This window comes from Escherichia sp. E10V5, assembly GCF_004212315.1.
Classification (GTDB): Bacteria; Pseudomonadota; Gammaproteobacteria; order Enterobacterales; family Enterobacteriaceae; genus Escherichia.
In genome coordinates this window covers 49,237-66,482 of sequence record NZ_RHJM01000028.1, presented here as the reverse complement: position 1 = coordinate 66,482, position 17,246 = coordinate 49,237, and the positions used below count along the sequence as shown (strand labels likewise).

At 48.4% G+C, this 17,246-nt stretch carries 9 protein-coding genes; 5 read left to right on the top strand and 4 right to left on the bottom strand.

The annotated features are described in order from the left end of the window. Nucleotides 1–34: 34 nt before the first annotated feature. Together ompC and nifJ are read right to left on the bottom strand one after the other, a co-directional pair. Nucleotides 35–1,153, bottom strand: a complete 1,119-nt coding sequence (gene ompC / locus D9738_RS18850; RefSeq protein ID WP_130208757.1) for a porin OmpC — start codon at nucleotides 1,151–1,153, stop codon at nucleotides 35–37. Between the two features lie 365 nt (nucleotides 1,154–1,518). Continuing rightward, nucleotides 1,519–5,043, bottom strand: coding sequence for a pyruvate:ferredoxin (flavodoxin) oxidoreductase (nifJ, locus tag D9738_RS18845; protein ID WP_130260871.1), 3,525 nt, complete (start codon nucleotides 5,041–5,043; stop codon nucleotides 1,519–1,521). A 272-nt stretch (nucleotides 5,044–5,315) separates the two neighbouring features. Here nifJ and D9738_RS18835 point away from each other — a divergent pair, with 272 nt between their 5' ends. Next, the gene (locus D9738_RS18835) at nucleotides 5,316–5,582 is read left to right on the top strand and encodes a DUF333 domain-containing protein (protein WP_130260869.1); all 267 of its coding nucleotides are present in this window, start codon (nucleotides 5,316–5,318) and stop codon (nucleotides 5,580–5,582) included. On the opposite strand, the gene hslJ is transcribed toward D9738_RS18835, so the two are convergent. Beyond that, nucleotides 5,579–6,001, bottom strand: a complete 423-nt coding sequence (gene hslJ, locus D9738_RS18830) for a heat shock protein HslJ (protein ID WP_130208751.1) — start codon at nucleotides 5,999–6,001, stop codon at nucleotides 5,579–5,581. The two genes, D9738_RS18835 and hslJ, sit on opposite strands and share 4 nt — an antisense overlap. Before the next feature lie 141 nt (nucleotides 6,002–6,142). Continuing rightward, nucleotides 6,143–7,132 (bottom strand): D-lactate dehydrogenase, encoded by a 990-nt coding sequence (gene ldhA / locus D9738_RS18825; protein WP_064527367.1) that lies wholly within the window; start codon nucleotides 7,130–7,132, stop codon nucleotides 6,143–6,145. 207 nt (nucleotides 7,133–7,339) lie between these two features. Between ldhA and D9738_RS18820 the strand changes: the two genes are divergently transcribed. The 4 genes from D9738_RS18820 to D9738_RS18805 all read left to right on the top strand — a co-directional run bounded on the left by D9738_RS18820 (nucleotide 7,340) and on the right by D9738_RS18805 (nucleotide 17,164). After that, nucleotides 7,340–9,979, top strand: a complete 2,640-nt coding sequence (locus D9738_RS18820) for a YdbH family protein (protein ID WP_130260868.1) — start codon at nucleotides 7,340–7,342, stop codon at nucleotides 9,977–9,979. Continuing rightward, nucleotides 9,976–10,161 (top strand): YnbE family lipoprotein, encoded by a 186-nt coding sequence (locus D9738_RS18815; protein ID WP_000706310.1) that lies wholly within the window; start codon nucleotides 9,976–9,978, stop codon nucleotides 10,159–10,161. The genes D9738_RS18820 and D9738_RS18815 overlap by 4 nt, the downstream gene beginning before the upstream one ends. 7 nt (nucleotides 10,162–10,168) lie before the next feature. Then, nucleotides 10,169–10,492, top strand: coding sequence for a YdbL family protein (locus tag D9738_RS18810; protein ID WP_130260928.1), 324 nt, complete (start codon nucleotides 10,169–10,171; stop codon nucleotides 10,490–10,492). Between the two features lie 486 nt (nucleotides 10,493–10,978). Further along, complete coding sequence (locus tag D9738_RS18805) at nucleotides 10,979–17,164, top strand: autotransporter domain-containing protein (protein WP_130260867.1); 6,186 nt, start codon at nucleotides 10,979–10,981, stop codon at nucleotides 17,162–17,164. Nucleotides 17,165–17,246: the final 82 nt, after the last annotated feature.

Here is a 17,246-nt window from a genome sequence, read left to right as displayed (position 1 = left end):
AAGAAAATGCCCGCCAAACGGCGGGCAGGCAAGATTAAAACTGGTATACCAGACCTAAAGCAACGATATCATCGGTAGAGATACCGTTCGCAGCGTAGAAGCTGTCATCATCATCAAGTAGGTTGATTTTATAATCAACATAGGTGGACATGTTTTTGTTGAAATAATATGTTGCGCCAACGTCGGCGTATTTAACCAGATCTTTATCGCCATCAGTACCGACTAAATCGTTGCCTTTAGACATCAGGAAGGAGACAGCCGGACGCAGGCCAAAATCAAACTGATACTGGGCAGTAACTTCAAAGTTCTGGGTTTTGTTGGCAATCGTATTTGCTGAATTGCCGTAAGGCGTCATGTTACGGGTTTCAGAGTACATGGTTGCAAGGTAGATATTGTTAGCATCGTATTTTGCCCCTGCCGTCCATGCGTCAGCCTTATCGCCTTTTGCAGTAGAGAATTCAGCCTGTTGGTTGGTACGATCAGAACTGGTATACGCAGCACCAATGCTCACCCCCATACCTAAGTCGTAGGTAGAGGAGATACCGAAACCGTCGCCATTGGCATTCTTAATATTACGACTGCCGCCGTTTGCCGTACCTTCTTGCTCATGACTAACCTGGTTTTCGTTCGCTCCCTGATACTGCACAGCAAAGTTCAGGCCATCAACCAGACCGAAGAAATCGGTGTTACGGTAGGTCGCGACGCCGTTTGCACGACCGGTCATATAGTTATCGGCTTTGGTATAAGAATCGCCACCGAATTCAGGCAGCATATCTGTCCAGCCTTCGATGTCGTACATCACACCATAATTACGACCATAGTCAAATGAACCGAAGTCACCAAATTTCAGACCAGCAAATGCCAGACGAGTCCAGGAGTCGCCTTTATCATTTTCAGAGCCATTAGCCTGAACGTTATATTCCCACTGACCATAACCGACCAGTTGATCGGTAATTTGAGTTTCGCCTTTAAAACCAAAACGTACATAAGTTTGATCGCCATCACTATTCGCATTATCAGAAAAATAATGCAGGCCATCGACTTTGCCGTACAGGTCTAATTTATTGCCGTCTTTATTATAAATTTCTGCTGCATGTGCAGCACCTGCGGCGAGCAGGGCAGGGATTAAGAGCGCCAGTACTTTGCTTTTCATTGAATAAATCCTTTAGTTATTTTATTTGCCTTAATTTCCCCTGTTTGGGGAATGAAAACATCCTAAAGGAGAAGTTCAGTCAGCAGATAAATATCATTTGTTACGCCTTAAGTAAAACCTTAATCAAATAATTCTATGGAAATAGTAATAGGTTTGATGAATGTGTTTCTGGGGAATCATGCAAAATAAAAATTATACATTTAATAAAGCATGGGTTATTCTGCGCGGGTTATATGCCTTTATTGTCACAGATTTTATTTTCGGTTGGGCCATTGCATTACTAATGTTTTTCCAACGAATAAAAAGACAAGCCCGAACTTTCGTTCGGGCTTTTTTTTGAATTGGATAATAGTTATCCAGAAAGGTTACTCGGTGCTATTTTTTTCCGCCTTTCCGGCCATTTGTGCCAGGAAGTCATAACGTTTTTGCAAATCAGCGGCGGCATCTTTCCATAACTGTTCGGCCACTTCCGGCTGTTGCGTGTTCAGACGGCGGAAACGCTGTTCATGAAGAAGCGTTTCTTCCAGAGCTTCTGAAGGCGGGCGGGAATCCAGCGCCAGCGGCAGTTTACCTTCATCGGCTCGACGCGGGTCAAAGCGATACAGCGGCCAGAAGCCAGTTGCGGTGAGTTGACGCATCTGGTCGTGACTTAATGCCAGGTCATAACCGTGCTCTTCACATGGGCTGTAAGCAATAATCAGCGATGGACCCGGATACGCTTCTGCTTCCTGTATCGCTTTCACCGTCTGGTTGAGTTGTGCGCCAAGAGAAATCTGCGCGACATAAACATGACCGTACATCATTATGCTAACACCAAGATCTTTGCGTGCTTTGCGTTTGCCATGTTCACCAAACTTAGTTACCGCGCCAAGCGGGGTGGCTTTCGATGCCTGACCGCCGGTATTGGAATAGCATTGCGTATCCAGCACCAGGATGTTGACGTTTTCCGTCAGACTCAACACATGATCCAGACCGCCAAAGCCGATGTCGTAAGCCCAGCCGTCACCACCAATCAGCCAGATTGATTTCTCCACCAGTGCATCTGCGTCACGCAGCAGTTCATGCGCTTCAGCCACATCTTTGAGTTGCTGGCGCAGAGCAGCGACTTGTTCGCGACGAACGTCTGGCGTGGCGTCTGATTTCAACGCAGTCAGTAACTCAGCAGGGATTTTATCAGCAAATTGATCCAGCAGACGCAGCACGCGGACACGGTGTTGATCGACTGTCAGGCGGAAACCAAGGCCGAATTCGGCATTATCTTCAAATAGCGAGTTCGCCCATGCCGGTCCACGACCGTTGGCATCAGTGGTATATGGCGTGGAGGGCAGGTTGCCGCCGTAAATAGAAGAACAGCCAGTAGCGTTGGCAATCAACATCCGATCGCCATAGAGCTGAGTGAGCAATTTGATATACGGCGTCTCACCACAACCGGAGCAAGCGCCAGAATATTCAAACAGCGGAGTGATCAACTGCGAAGTACGAATATCAATACGTTCCAGTTTGCTGCGGTCGATTTCTGGTAAATTCAGGAAGAAGTCGTAATTGATTTTCTCTTCTTCCACATGTTCCAGACGCGACATCATATTGATGGCTTTGATCTCTGGATTTTGTCGGTCTTTCGCCGGGCAAACTTCTACGCACAGGTTACAACCGGTGCAGTCTTCCGGTGCGACCTGCAACACATATTTCTGTCCGCGCATATCACGAGATTTCACATCCAGTGAATGCAGGCTGGTCGGAGCGTTTTCCATCGCTTCGGGCGGTACGACTTTCGCGCGAATGGCGGAGTGTGGGCAAGCCGCGACGCAGTGGTTACATTGAGTACAGAGTTCCTCTTTCCAGATAGGGATCTCTTCGGCAATGTTGCGTTTTTCCCAGCGAGTAGTGCCCATCGGCCAGGTGCCGTCTGGCGGCAGCGCCGAAACGGGGAGGGCGTCGCCAAGTCCGGCGAGCATCGCAGCGGTAACCGTTTTGACAAAATCAGGTGCGGCATCAGATACCACTGGTGGACGGTTGGCACTTTGCGGATTTACCGGTTGCAGTGGTACTTCTTCAACGGACTCGCGCGCCAGCGCCAGAGCTTGCCAGTTGCGTTCCACCAGATCCTGGCCTTTGCTGCTGTAACTTTTGGCAATGGCGCCCTGAAGTTCGGCCAGGGCGCTGTCGCCAGGCAGAATTTGCGTCAGGTGGAAGAAAGCCATCTGCATGACGGTGTTAATGCGTGCTGCCAGCCCACATTCGCGGGCAATTTTCGCCGCGTTAATCACATAGAAACGCGCTTTTTTCTGATTCAACACAGCCTGAACTTCTTGCGGCAGCCGCGACCACACTTCATCGGCGCTGTACGGTGTGTTAAGCAGGAAAATGCCACCAGGTTTTAAACGCTCGGCCATTTGATATTTGTCGATAAACTGCAACTGGTGGCAGCCAACAAAATCAGCTTGCGAAATCAAATACGCGGAACGGATGGGCTGCTCGCTTACGCGCAGATGGGAAACCGTCAGGCCACCCGCTTTTTTAGAGTCGTAAACAAAATAGCCCTGGGCATACCACGGCGTGGAGTTACCGATAATTTTGATATTGTTTTTAGTTGCGGAAACGCTGCCGTCGCTACCCAGCCCGTAAAAGAGTGCTTCCAGTTTTGCGGAGTTCGGCAGAGTATTTTCCGGCAATGGTAGCGACAAATTGGTCACATCGTCATAAATACCGACGGTAAAGCGAGCTTTCGGTTTAGCTGCGTTGAGTTCGGCAAATACCGCCAGTACACAGTCTGGGCCAAATTCTTTGGATGAAAGACCATAGCGCCCGCCAATGACGCGTGGCAGTGTTTCGCGCTCGCCATTATTAAAGGCTTCAGCCAGCGCCGTCATTACATCCAGATACAGGGGTTCTGCCTGCGCACCAGGCTCTTTGGTGCGATCCAGCACCGCCACAGTACGTACAGAGTTCGGCAATGCTTGCAGTAAGTGTCTGGCGGAGAAAGGGCGGTAAAGTCGCACTTTTAGTACGCCCACTTTTTCGCCACGGGTCAGCAATTCGTCCACGACTTCTTCACAGGTGCCAATGGCCGACCCCATCAGGATAATTACCCGTTCCGCTTGCGGATGACCATAATACTCAAACGGCTGATACTGGCGACCTGTCGCGGCAGCGAAATCAGCCATCGCCTGTTCAACATGGTCATAGACCGCGTTGTACCACGGGTTAGTGGCCTCACGTGACTGGAAGTAAGTGTCCGGATTAGCCGACGTACCGCGAATTACCGGATGTTCCGGGTTAAGTGCGCGAATGCGATGAGCATCAATTTCTGCCTGGGGCATTAGCTCAAGAATAGTGTCGTCGGCCAGTGGGACAATTTTGTTGATTTCGTGGGAAGTGCGGAAACCATCAAAGAAATGAATAAATGGCACGCGGCTTTTCAGCGTTGCGATGTGTGAAATGAGAGCAAAGTCTTGGGCTTCCTGCACGTTTGCTGCACACAACATGGCGCAGCCAGTCTGGCGCACCGCCATCACATCTGAATGATCGCCAAAAATAGAGAGCGCATGAGTGGCCACAGTACGCGCTGCCACATGCAGTACAAACGGCGTCAGCTCACCTGCCAGTTTATACAGCGTCGGGATCATCAGCAGTAAACCCTGCGACGATGTAAATGATGTCGAAAGAGCGCCTGTTTGCAAAGCACCATGCACAGTTGCGATAGCGCCAGCTTCTGACTGCATTTCAACCACACGAGGTGTATCTCCCCATACGTTCTTCAGGCCGTTTCCGGCCCAGGCATCAGCCTGTTCAGCCATCGTGGAACTCGGGGTAATAGGGTAAATGGCGATAACTTCACTGGTGCGAAATGCCACCGAAGCTACCGCGCCATTTCCGTCAATTGTGATCATACGACACCCTTACATTGCGCAAATGAGGGGCGCACGAAAAAGCTGCGCGCCCAGTAGTAATCTTTTAATTTTAGCAAATGGCTTTCTGCTGCATTTTCGCTTTTGTGTTCTCTGTATCAGCGTAATGAATGTTTTGATCAAATCCGGTACAAAAAAATAGCCACAAAATAGTAACAATACGTTGCAATTCACAATACAGTTCTCGACGTAGCCGCCTGAGCTGCCTATTATTACGGCGGTGTCGTTGGACTTAAAGATTTGAGGAAGTAAAGATGCGAGTAATGTTGTGCGTAGGGGCTGCTGTTTTATTGTTGTCGGCGTGTAGTAGTGAACCTGTTCAGCAGGCGACCGCGGCACATGTGGCCCCAGGTTTAAAAGCGTCAATGTCGAGTAGCGGAGAGGCAAATTGTGCGATGATTGGCGGTTCGCTTTCCGTTGCCCGTCAACTGGATGGTACAGCGATCGGGATGTGTGCATTGCCCAACGGCAAACGCTGTAGCGAACAGTCGCTTGCCGCCGGAAGTTGTGGCAATTATTAATTCATTAAATCCGCCAGCTTATACGTTAATGTCTGTTTTGCGGTCGCCAGCGTTAACTGATTCGCGGTCAGATCCACTTGCGCACCTTCTTTCAGCATTTCGCGGATGGTGTTATCGAGTTCGTTAAGCTGTGGATTGGCACACATCATACGAGTCATTGCCAGTCCTTTAACTTTTAGTTCTCCGTCCGAAAGTTTACCTTCGCCGCTAAAGCGGTTGCACATGTTGCCAGAAATCATCATCTTTTCACCAAAGCTGATTTCTGGCGGGTTTTTCTCGCTGGCAACAGGTTGACCATTTACACTTTCCAGTACGAAACGGTGATGCTGTAACTGTTCTGGCGTTACAGCAATTTTGTCATTACTTACACATCCCGCCATCAGCAGGCTTAGCGCGACTAGCGCGGCAACTTTCTTCATTGTGGTTCTCAACTTAAGGTATATACCGGATGCAACGCGACGCGCCTTATCCGTCCTTCAAACGTATTTTAAGGATAGTGGATGAAAGATCTTTGGGGATTATCTGAATAAGCTCCCCTGACTTGCAGGGGAGCCGCAAAATTAAACCAGTTCGTTCGGGCAGGGTTCGCCTTTTTCCAGATTGCTCAAATTTTGCAGCGTTGTCTGGGAAATACTGGTCAGGGCTTCTGCCGTCAGGAACGCCTGGTGTCCGGTGAACAGTACGTTATGGCAGGCTGACAGACGACGGAAAACATCATCCTGAATCACATCGTTGGATTTATCTTCAAAGAACAGATCGCGTTCATTCTCATACACGTCCATTCCCAGCGAGCCAATTTTCTGGTTTTTCAGTGCTTCAATCGCGGCTTGTGAATCAATCAGCGCACCACGGCTGGTGTTGATGATCATTACGCCATTTTTCATCTGATCGAACGCCGCCTCATTCAGCAGGTGGTAGTTCTCCGGCGTCAGCGGGCAGTGTAGGGAGATAACGTCTGATTCAGAGAACAAGGTCGGCAGATCGACATATTCCACGCCGAGTTCCAGTGCTGCTGCACTTGGATACGGATCGAATGCCAACAGGCGCATACCAAAACCTTTCAGTATACGCAGCATTGCTACACCGATTTTACCGGTGCCAATCACCCCCGCCGTTTTACCGTACATGGTAAAACCAGTAAGCCCCTCCAGAGAGAAGTTGGCGTCACGGGTACGCTGATACGCGCGGTGAATACGACGGTTCAGCGTCATCATCATACCAATCGCATGTTCAGCAACGGCTTCCGGATCGTAAGCTGGGACACGCACCACTTTGAACCCCAGCTCTTTTGCCGCGTCGAGGTCGACGTTATTGAAACCGGCACAGCGCAGGGCGATATACTTAACGCCGTGCTTTTTCAGCTCCTCCAGCACCGGACGGCTGCCGTCGTCGTTTACGAAAATACATACTGCTTCGCAACCGTTGGCGGTTTTTGCCGTTTTTTCCGTCAGCAGAAAGTCAAAAAATTCCAGCTCAAAGCCAAAGGACTCGTTCACCTGTTGCAGGTACTTTTTGTCGTACTGTTTTGTGCTATATACGGCGAGTTTCATAAGACTTTCTCCAGTGATGTTGAATCACATTTAAGCTACTAAAAATATTTTACAAAATTTAAAATTTAATTGAAAGTTATGGCGATATTGAAAATTCCAGGAACATCTATGCTTAGTGTAGGCGCAACCTTCAACTGAACGGTTAAACATGCCACAATACCTGTATTGACTGCTTAATTTTTCGCTAAATCAGGATATTAACTACCCATGTTGGGTAAATATAAAGCCGTTCTCGCGCTGCTATTACTGATTATTCTTGTGCCGTTGACGCTGCTGATGACGCTCGGGCTGTGGGTTCCCACGCTGGCGGGTATCTGGCTACCGCTCGGTACACGCATTGCATTGGATGAAAGCCCACGCATTACGCGTAAAGGTTTAATTATTCCCGATCTCCGTTATTTGGTGGCGGATTGCCAGTTGGCACATATCACCGATGCCAGCCTTTCGCATCCCAGTCGCTGGTTATTGAACGTCGGTACAGTAGAACTTGACTCCACTTGCCTGGCGAAATTGCCACAGGAAGAACCCTCGCCAGCCGCACCGAAAACTCTTGCGCAGTGGCAATCCATGCTGCCTAACACCTGGATCAATATTGATAAACTGATTTTTTCACCCTGGCAGGAATGGCAGGGAAAACTCTCTCTATCGTTGACCTCCGATATCCAGCAACTGCGTTATCAGGGCGAAAAAGTTAAATTTCAAGGCCAACTTAAAGGGCAGCAACTCACGGTCAGTGAACTGGATGTTGCCGCCTTTGCAAATCAGCCGCCAGTAAAACTGGTGGGAGAATTTACCATGCCGCTTGTGCCGGATGGGCTTCCGGTAAGTGGTCATGCTACAGCAACGTTGAACCTGCCACAGGAACCGTCACTGGTGGATGCCGAGCTGGAGTGGCAGGAAAATAGTGGGCAATTGATTGTAATGGCTCGAGATAACGGCGATCCGTTGCTCGATTTGCCGTGGGAAATTACCCGTCAACAGTTGACCGTTAGCGATGGTCGCTGGAGCTGGCCGTATGAAGGTTTTCCCCTGAGTGGGCGGCTGGGTATCAAAGTCGACAACTGGCAGGCAGGCCTTGAGAACGCGTTGGTGAGTGGTCGACTGAGTGTGCTGACCCAGGGGCAAGCGGGTAAGGGTAACGCGGTGCTTAATTTCGGCCCAGGAAAATTAAGCATGGATAACAGTCAGATGCCGCTGCAACTGACCGGTGAAGCGAAGCAGGCAGATCTCATTTTATATGCTCGCTTACCTGCTTACTTAAGCGGAAGTCTGGCTGACCCAACGCTGGCCTTTGAACCGGGAGCGTTATTACGTTCAAAGGGGAGAGTCATCGATTCGCTGGACATCGATGAAATCCGTTGGCCTTTAGCAGGGGTAAAAGTCACTCAACGTGGCGTTGACGGGCGCTTGCAGGCTATTTTGCAGGCTCATGAAAATGAATTGGGCGACTTTGTGCTGCATATGGATGGACTGGCGAATGATTTTCTTCCTGACGCTGGCCGCTGGCAGTGGCGTTACTGGGGCAAGGGCAGTTTTACCCCAATGCACGCCACCTGGGATGTTGCAGGAAAAGGTGAGTGGCAGGACAGCACGATTACGCTGACCGATCTCTCAACCGGGTTCGATCAGTTGCAATATGGCACGATGACCGTGGAAACACCGCGCTTAATTCTTGATAAACCCGTTGTCTGGGTGCGCGACGCCCAGAATCCGTCTTTTAGTGGCGCGCTTTCGCTGGATGCAGGACAAACACTTTTCACGGGCGGCAGTGTGTTACCGCCATCAACGTTAAAATTTAGTGTCGATGGGCGCGATCCGACGTATTTCCTCTTCAAAGGGGATTTACATGCTGGTGAGATTGGTCCGGTACGGGTGAATGGTCGCTGGGACGGTATTCGCCTGCGCGGCAACGCCTGGTGGCCTAAACAATCACTGACCGTATTCCAGCAGCTGGTGCCACCAGACTGGAAGATGAACTTACGCGATGGCGAGTTGTATGCCCAGGTGGCATTTTCTGCTGCGCCTGAGCAGGGCTTCCGTGCGGGTGGGCATGGCGTGTTGAAAGGTGGCAGCGCGTGGATGCCAGACAACCAGGTCAACGGTGTCGACTTTGTTTTGCCATTTCGTTTTGCCGACGGTGCGTGGCACCTGGGAACGCGGCGGCCTGTGTCATTACGTATTGCTGAAGTGGTTAACCTGGTGACGGCAAAAAATATCTCTGCCGATCTTCAGGGCCGTTATCCGTGGACCGAAGATGAACCCTTGTTACTGACCGATGTGAGTGTTGATGTTTTGGGCGGTAACGTGCTGATGAAACAATTACGTATGCCGCAACACGATCCGGCGCTGTTGCGACTGAATAATCTCTCTTCCAGTGAACTGGTTAGCGCCGTCAATCCGAAGCAATTCGCGATGTCAGGGGCATTTAGTGGTGCATTGCCGCTATGGCTTAACAATGAAAAATGGATTGTGAAAGATGGCTGGCTGGCAAACGCAGGTCCCATGACTTTGCGCCTGGATAAAGACACCGCCGATGCAGTGGCAAAAGACAATATGACCGCAGGAACTGCCATCAACTGGTTGCGCTATATGGAAATTAGCCGTTCATCGACAAAAATTAATTTAGATAATCTCGGCGTGTTAACCATGCAGGCGACGATCAGTGGTAATAGTCGCGTCGATGGTAAAACCGGTACGGTAAATCTCAATTACAGCCATGAAGAGAATATTTTCACGCTGTGGCGCAGTTTACGCTTTGGCGATAATCTCCAGGCATGGCTGGAACAGAATGCCCGACTCCCGGAAACTGGCTGCCCATCAGGAAAAGAGTGTGAGGAAAAACAATGAAAATAGTGATAGCCGCGTTCGCGTCCTCTTTTATGTTGGTTGGCTGTACGCCGCGCATTGAAGTGGCTGCACCGAAAGAGCCAATCACCATTAATATGAACGTTAAAATTGAGCATGAGATCATTATCAAGGCGGACAAAGACGTTGAAGATTTGCTCAAAACCCGTAGCGATCTTTTTTGAGGTAATGATGAAAAGAACATTACTCATAGCGGTATGGATTATTGGCCTGGTGAGCAGTAGTGCGATGGCATTAACCCTGAATGAAGCCAGAAGTCAGGGGCGGGTAGGTGAAAGGCATAATGGCTACCTTGCGGCTATAAGCACTGATCCGGAAACACGCGAGCTGGTAGCAAATATCAACCAAGCACGGAAAGAGAGTTATCAGAAGCTCGCTGAAAGCCATAATATCCCATTGGAGGAAGTGGCGAATCTGGCAGGGACGAAGCTGGTGGAAAAGGCAAAACCAGGTGAATACGTGCAGGGCATAAATGGTATGTGGATACGGAAATAACATACAACGGTAGTTCAAACACCATTTGGTAGTAGTCGGTGAAAAATAGGGTATTAGTTCACAAGAGCATAGTGCACTGTGTCGCTGCAAAGGAGAACATCGATTACACCGACATTCCTGAGAAAAAGATGAATGTCTTAAAGGAGATGCGTTCGCAACTATAGTGAATTGCTTCCCATTAAATAAATCATCTCAATCAATATTGAAAGCTTATAATATTCTTTTTGTGAATTTAATATCGAGATCTTTATCATCATTGAGATGGTTTTTAATTATATATAAAAATTATCTTTTTATGATTTAAATATTCATTGAAACTATAATTAGTCGATACTGACAAAATAGATTGAATAATGTTCAAATAGCAATATAGAATGCCTTGCATATGTTTTTTGAATGTTTCATGGTCAGGTATTTGTAAAGGTTGTTGATTTCAACAATTTTTATAAATCCTGGCATTCTTTATATTTGTCAGAAGGATTTATTATGCAAAGGAAAACCCTATTATCAGCCTGTATTGCATTAGCTCTGAGTGGTCAGGGTTGGGCGGCTGATATTACAGAGACAGAAACGGCCACAGGCGAAAAGAAAAATACCAATGTGACTTGTCCGGCAGACCCTGACAAGCTGACTCCGGAAGCGTTAAAACAAATCCCTCCCGAATGTTCTCCACAAGTACAACAAAACCTTATGCCGTGGGTTGCCTCTGGTGCCTTTGCGTTAATCACAGCACTGGCGGTCGTCGAACTAAACGATGATGGTAATCATCATCATCGCAACAATGCCCCTGTACCGCCGACACCACCCGATGATGATTCAGGCGATACGCCAGTGCCCCCAACGCCTGGCGGAGATGATATAATCCCGGACGATGGTCAAGATGATCCCCCTACGCCCCCCAAACCCATTTCGTTCAATAATGACGTTATCTTCGATAAAACAGCAAAAACGTTAACGATTCGCGATACCGTTTTTACTTACAGCGAAAATGCTGACGGGACTATTTCTCTGCAAGATAGCAATGGGCGTAAGGCAACGATTAATCTTTGGCAGATTGATGAAGCAAATAATACCGTAGCCCTTGAAGGGGGGAGCCCAGATGGCGCAATAACGTGGCAATATAATCACAATGGTGAACTCATAATTACGGGTGATAATGCCACAGTAAATAACAACGGCAAAACCACCGTTGACGGTAAAGACTCTACCGGCACGGAAATCAACGGCAATAACGGCACCGTTATTCAGGACGGCGATCTGGATGTCAGCGGCGGCGGTCACGGGATTGATATCACCGGCGACAGCGCGACGGTGGACACTAACGGCACCATGACCGTCACCGATCCGGAGTCCATCGGCATTCAGATCGACGGCGACCAGGCGGTTGTTAACAACGAAGGCGACAGCTCCATCAGCAACGGCGGCACCGGTACGCAAATTAACGGTGACGACGCCACGGCGAATAACAGCGGCAAAACCACCGTTGATGGCAACGATGCAACTGGCACGGAAATCAACGGCAATAACGGCACCGTTATTCAGGACGGCGATCTGGATGTCAGCGGCGGCGGTCACGGGATTGATATCACCGGCGACAGCGCGACGGTGGACAATAACGGCACCATGACCGTCACCGATCCTGAGTCCATCGGCATTCAGATCGACGGCGACCAGGCGGTTGTTAATAACGAAGGTGACAGCACCATCAGCAACGGCGGCACCGGCACACAAATTAACGGTGACGACGCCACGGCGAATAACAGCGGCAAAACCACCGTTGATGGCAACGATGCCACTGGCACGGAAATCAACGGCAATAACGGCACCGTTATTCAGGACGGCGATCTGGATGTCAGCGGCGGCGGTCACGGGATTGATATCACCGGCGACAGCGCGACGGTGGACAATAAGGGTAACATGACCGTCACCGATCCGGAGTCCATCGGTATCCAGATTGACGGCGACCAGGCGGTTGTCAATAACGAAGGCGACAGCACCATCACCAATGGCGGCACCGGTACGCAAATTAACGGTGACGACGCCACGGCGAATAACGGCGGCAAAACCACCATTGATGGCAAAGATGCCACTGGCACGGAAATCAACGGCAATAACGGCACCGTTATTCAGGACGGCGATCTGGACGTCAGCGGCGGTGGTCACGGGATTGATATCACCGGCGACAGCGCGACGGTGGACAATAACGGCACCATGACCGTCACCGATCCGGAGTCCATCGGTATTCAGATCGACGGCGACAAGGCGGTTGTCAATAACGAAGGCGACAGCACTATCACCAACGGCGGCACCGGCACACAGATTAACGGTGACGATGCTACCGCCAACAACAACGGCAAAACCACCATTGACGGCAAGGACTCCACCGGCACAGAAATCGCTGGGAATAATGCGACAGTCAATCAGAACGGTGATCTGAATGTAAGTGGCGGGGCTCATGGAATGGATATCACCGGTGACAGTGCGACGGTGAATAACAAGGGCACCATAACCGTTACAGATGAGGGTTCGATCGGTATTCAGATCGAAGGTGAGAACGCGACCTTTTCGAATACCGGCAAGGTTGATGTTACGAACTCAGCTACCGGGTTTAGCATCACTACTAATAATGGGGATGTCTCAGTGGCTGGCGATATGCAGATTGGTGATTTCTCCACGGGGCTTGTGCTCAATGGTGACGACAACAAATTAACATTGGCAACGACCGATCTGAATGTAACCGGGCAGTCGGCCACTGGGGTTAATGTTAATGGTGATGGTAATAACGTTGATATCACTGGCAACATCAAGGTTGATAAAGATCAGTTAGCGGATAATGGTGCTGAAAAATTTTACGATACTTCTACTGGCATTAGTATTAAAGGCAATAATAACAATACAAATGTCGATGGTAAATTGACAGTTGTTGCCGATAGTGAAACGACTACCCAGTCATATTTAAAATATGATGGTAGTCAGGAGAATATCTCTGGTTTGGTAGTGGCAGGTGATGACAATACAATTAATTTAAATAGTGGCATTCATCTGGTAGGTGAGGCTAATCAATTAACCGATGGTTCTGCTATAGCTGCGCAGCGCAAGGGATATGGCGATGTTCAGGTCATTAGTGTTGATGGACAATCCACTGTTCATCTTAAAGGGGATTCAACAATAAGTGGTGATTTTCCATTAGGTTATGAAAGTATCATTCAGTTAAATAATAAAGCCATACTTGAGGTCGATGCAGGTGCTACGCTAAGTATGGGTGATATTACTTCTTATGACCACTACAACATACCTGAATCAAGAATTATTGGGGTTAATTCGGGATCGAGTGCAATAAATAATGGTGGCATAACACTAAGAAACATTGGATTTGCAACAGTATCAGACGCTGACTCTACCGGTATTAACAATGGTTCCATTACATTGGAACAATATTTTTATGGGCAAGTACAAACTGCTGGTGCTGGATTCTTTGCGACACAAGATGGTAATGCAACAAATAATGGGACAATTACCGCAAAAATAATGCAGCAACAGAGTGTGATGAATATCTATTCTGACCTTGGAAGTACAACCCCTGCTGCGTTCTATAATAGAGCATCTGGCACTACAGGGATGGAGTCGTTCATCAATGGCTCAGTGGTCAATACTGTAGACGGAATTATTGATTTGTATGGACGCGGCACGATCGGTATGCTGGCCATTGATAATTCCACTGCAGATAATGCGGGGAAAATCAGTCTGGATTCGTTGTGGGTTGATGTAAACGACACAACTACGTTGAATAATAACATTGGCTCCGGTGACGCCAGAGATTTTGGCGTAGGTATGGCTGTGGGTACCGATACAGGTAGTAGCCCAAAAGAAAACGCAGTTGCAACCAACCAGCAAGGCGGGGTCATCACCGTCTATAACGCCGGTGCAGGGATGGCTGCTTATGGTGCCAGCAATATCGTCATAAACCAGGGGACGATTAATCTTGAGAAAAATAGTCATTATGATGCAAACCTGGCAGCAAACACCCTGGTAGGGATGGCTGTTTATAACTATGGTACTGCTATCAACGACCAGACAGGTATTATTAATATTAATGTTGATACCGGTCAGGCGTTTTATAACGATGGCACAGGTACAATCCTTAATTATGGTGCTATTAATCTGTTTGGTGTTCCTATGGATGAAGCTGATCCACATATGGGGGCTACAACAGAAAACAAAGATCTATTAAGAGAGCTGAGCAAGAGTGGTGAATCAGTTACCAAGACATCCACTAAGGATGGATTTATCATTACTGCGCCATTAGTTAATAATGGTAATGAAACGTTGAATGGTGATTTAAAAGCATCAAACTGGTTGTACAATGAAGAAAATGCCAGTCTGACGGTTAATGGTAAGTTGGATATCATAAAAGGATTGGAAAATAAAGGAGTGCTGGAGTCCGACACCATCAATTCTAGTACCAGTATTTATAACCGTGCTTCGGGAAGTATCACAACCGATATGTTAACGTTGAATGGTGGAATAAACTTCTATAATGAAGGTATTTTCAGCGGTGTTATTAATGGAACTAGTTATAAACAAAATATTGTTAACACTGGTGATATGACAGTAACTGCTGAAGGTAGCTCTTTAATAAACGGTAGTTTCTTGCTTTATAATGAAGCAGGTTCGACGCTCACAAATAGCGGCAATGCTATTGCAGTAGGGGAAAATGCTATCGTTAATGTGACTCGTACTGGTGATTCACTTGCCCAGGTTAACCGCGGTACTATTACCGCGACTAATGGTTACAGCGCGATTAAAACCGCTAATACCGGTTCAAATAGTAATGGTAAGTGGATCTGGAATACGGAAACTGGCGTTATTAATGGTATTAATCCAACTGCGCCATTGATTGATTTAGGCCGTGGATATAATTTCGCAAATGCCGGAACAATCAATATTCAGGGTGATGGTGCAGTTGCCATTAGTGGAGGAGCTACCAGTTACACAATCCAGTTGGTGAACAGTGGCACGATTAACGTGGGTACTGAACAGGGCAAAGCTGATGGAAGCAACGGTGAAGGCCTGATTGGCATTAAAGGTAATGGTTCTGCAACGACGATTAATAACACTAAAGACGGCGTTATTAATCTTTACGCAGATAATTCATGGGCGTTTGGTGGTTCCACTAAAGCGATCGTCAATAACGGTATTATCAACCTGCTGTGTAATATTGGTTGCGATATTTATGCACCAAATACAACAGGGACGAGAAATGATCATGATGGTACTACTGATATCACCGTACCGAATGCTTCTGCGACACCAGGACAAGGCAATGTACCTGCTGCGCCTGTTGAGTCAGTTACCCAGCAAAAACTCACCAATTACACCATTGGTACCAACAGTGACGGAAGTTCCGGCACGTTGAGAGCCAATAATCTGGTCATAAGTGACAACGTCACGGTCAATACCGGCTTCAGTGCCGGTACTGCTGATACCAGCGTAGTGATTGATGATGTTTTCAAAGGTGAAAATATCAGCGGCGTGGAGAATATTACTTCCTCCTCAGTTGTCTGGAACGCTAAAGGCAGCACCGATGTCAATGGCAACGTTGACGTCACCATGAGTAAAAACGCCTACACCGAGGTGGCAACTGATGCTTCGGTGAATGACGTCGCGAAAGCACTGGATGCGAGTTATACCAACAACGAGCTGTACACCAGCCTTAACGTTGGTACTACGGCAGAATTGAATAGCGCACTTAAGCAAATCAGCGGCAGCCAGGCCACGACAGTGTTCCGTGAAGCGCGCGTGTTAAGTAATCGCTTCAGTATGCTGGCGGATGCGGCACCGAAGGTGGGTAACGGTCTGGCGTTCAATGTAGTCGCAAAAGGCGATCCGCGTGCCGAGTTGGGCAACAACACCGAGTACGACATGCTGGCATTGCGTAAAACCATTGACCTGAGTGAAAGCCAGACGATGAGTCTGGAGTACGGGATCGCTCGTCTCGATGGCGATGGTGCACAGAAAGCGGGTGATAACGGGATGACTGGCGGCTACAGCCAGTTCTTTGGCCTGAAACATCAGATGTCCTTCGAGAATGGCATGAGCTGGAATAACGCATTGCGTTATGACGTGCATAACCTCGACAGCAGTCGTTCAATTGCATTTAGCAACACGAGCAAAACGGCAGATACCGATGTGAAACAGCAGTACCTTGAGTTCCGTAGCGAAGGAGCGAAGACCTTCGAGCCGAGCGAGGGGCTGAAGCTCACACCATATGCGGGTGTAAAACTGCGTCACACACTGGAAGGTGGCTATCAGGAGCGAAATGCCGGAGACTTTAACCTGAGTATGAACAGCGGCAGCGAAACGGCAGTAGACAGTATCGTCGGGTTGAAACTGGACTACGCAGGCAAAGACGGCTGGAGCGCGAACGCGACACTGGAAGGTGGGCCAAACCTGAGTTATGCGAAGAGCCAGCGTACTGCAAGCCTTGCCGGCGCAGGCAGTCAGCACTTTAATGTTGATGACGGTCAGAAAGGCGGCGGTATTAACAATCTTGCAAGCGTTGGCGTGAAGTACAGCAGTAAAGAAAGTTCGCTGAATCTGGATGCTTACCACTGGAAAGAGGACAGCATCAGCGATAAAGGCGTAATGCTGAACTTTAAGAAAACGTTCTAATGATTAGGTCGTGAAGAAAACCGCAACGCTGATTCAGGTTGCGGTTTTTTATTGCCAGATGCGACGCCTGGCATGTCTTATC